Genomic DNA, 1,743 nt, shown 5'->3' on the forward strand with positions numbered 1-1,743 from the left:
ATCAGAAACCATCCCGGAGAAGTTTGCCCAGCTAAATGGAAAGAAGGAGCAGCTACTTTAAAACCAAGCCTTGATTTAGTAGGTAAAATTTAAGTCCATTGACCAAAAAGGAGAATCTGAAATGTTAGATAAAGATACTAAAGCTGCATTAGCTCAATACCTGGAGATGTTAGAGGGAGATGTTCAGATTGATTTAAGTGTTGGTAGTGATGAACAGTCCCAAAACTTAAAAGAATTTGTAGAAGAAATTGCTCAAATGTCTCCCAAAATCAAGGTAGAAAAGGCTGATTTAGCTAAAACCCCAAGTTTTAGTTTGAGTTCTCCTAATGGGATCGCCGGTGTAACTTTTGCCGGAATTCCCTTAGGACATGAATTTTCCTCCTTTGTCCTAGCCCTTCTGCAAGTCAGCGGAAGACCACCTAAAATTGATGAAAAAACAGTGGAGAGGATTAAAGGAATTGAAGGAAAACTTGATTTTCAAACCTTTGTCAGTTTAAGTTGCCATAACTGTCCTGATGTCGTTCAGGCTTTAAACACAATGGCGGTGCTAAATCCAAATATAACCCATACTATGATAGATGGAGCAGTGTTTAAAGAAGAGGTAGAAGAGAAAAAAATAATGGCTGTCCCTAGTGTTTATTTAAATGGTGAGTTTTTTGCTAGTGGTCGAATGGTTTTAGAGGAGATTTTGGAGAAAATAGCTAAACCAGTTGATCCTAGGGAATTTGACAACAAACCTATCTTCGATGTTTTAGTGATTGGTGGAGGACCAGCCGGTGCCAGTGCTGCTATCTATACAGCCCGTAAAGGGGTTAGAACAGGAATAGTGGCAGAAAGGTTTGGTGGTCAAATTTTAGATACCTTAAAAATAGAGAACTTTATCAGTGTTAAAGCTACAGAAGGAACTAAGTTAGCCCTTTTATTAGAAGAACATGTTAAAGAATATGATGTAGATATTATTAAAGGTCAAAAAGTAAAAGGCATTAAAAAAGATGAAATTTTCCATATTGAATTAGCCAATGGTGGAGTTTTGAAAAGTAAAACTGTAATTATTGCCACTGGAGCCCGTTGGAGAAACTTAGGGGTGCCAGGGGAGCAGGAACTTAAAAATCGAGGAGTTGCCTATTGTCCCCATTGTGATGGACCACTCTTTGCAGGAAAGAGGGTGGCAGTAATCGGTGGGGGGAATTCTGGGATAGAAGCTGCAATTGATTTAGCTGGAATAGTTAAACATGTTACTGTGTTAGAGTTTTTACCAGAGCTTAAAGCTGATGCTGTATTGCAAAAAAGGCTCTATAGTCTCCCCAATGTAACAGTATTAAAAAATGTTCAAACTAAGGAAATAGTAGGAGATGAAGAAGTCAAGGGGATCCTATATACCGAAAGGGATAGTGGAGAAACTAAAGAAATTCCTTTAGAAGGGGTTTTTGTTCAAATAGGTCTTGTACCAAATACCGATTGGTTAGATTTAGATATAGAAAAAACCCCAATAGGGGAAATTGTAGTAGATAACAGAGGTAGAACCAATATACCTGGACTTTTTGCAGCAGGTGATTGTACCAATAGTCCATACAAACAGATTATTATTTCAATGGGTTCAGGAGCAACTGCCGCTTTAGCAGCCTTTGATTATTTAATAAGAAACTAAAAATAAAAGGAGAGTGTTGTTTATGTCACTAATAGGAAAAGAAGTATTACCATTTAACGCCAAAGCATTTCACAACGGTAAATTTATCGATGTAT

The 1,743-nt window shown here is 37.5% G+C and carries 1 protein-coding gene and 1 pseudogene; both read left to right on the top strand.

Annotation, left to right across the window (positions count from 1 at the left end; genetic code table 11):
- Positions 1-93, top strand: a pseudogene (locus BMX60_RS11795) (peroxiredoxin); the annotation flags it as partial.
- 28 nt (positions 94-121) lie between these two features.
- Positions 122-1,648: an alkyl hydroperoxide reductase subunit F gene (gene ahpF, locus BMX60_RS11800; RefSeq protein ID WP_091351627.1), complete on the top strand. Its 1,527-nt coding sequence runs from the start codon at positions 122-124 to the stop codon at positions 1,646-1,648.
- The last annotated feature ends 95 nt before the right edge of the window (positions 1,649-1,743 follow it).

The organism is Anaerobranca gottschalkii DSM 13577 (genome assembly GCF_900111575.1).
In the GTDB taxonomy this organism is placed as follows: Bacteria; Bacillota; Proteinivoracia; order Proteinivoracales; family Proteinivoracaceae; genus Anaerobranca; species Anaerobranca gottschalkii.

Bases quoted from the DNA above. Each gene is read 5' to 3' on its own strand.
- ahpF (WP_091351627.1), top strand. From the start codon at position 122: ATGTTAGATAAAGATACTAAAGCTGCATTAGCTCAATACCTGGAGATG.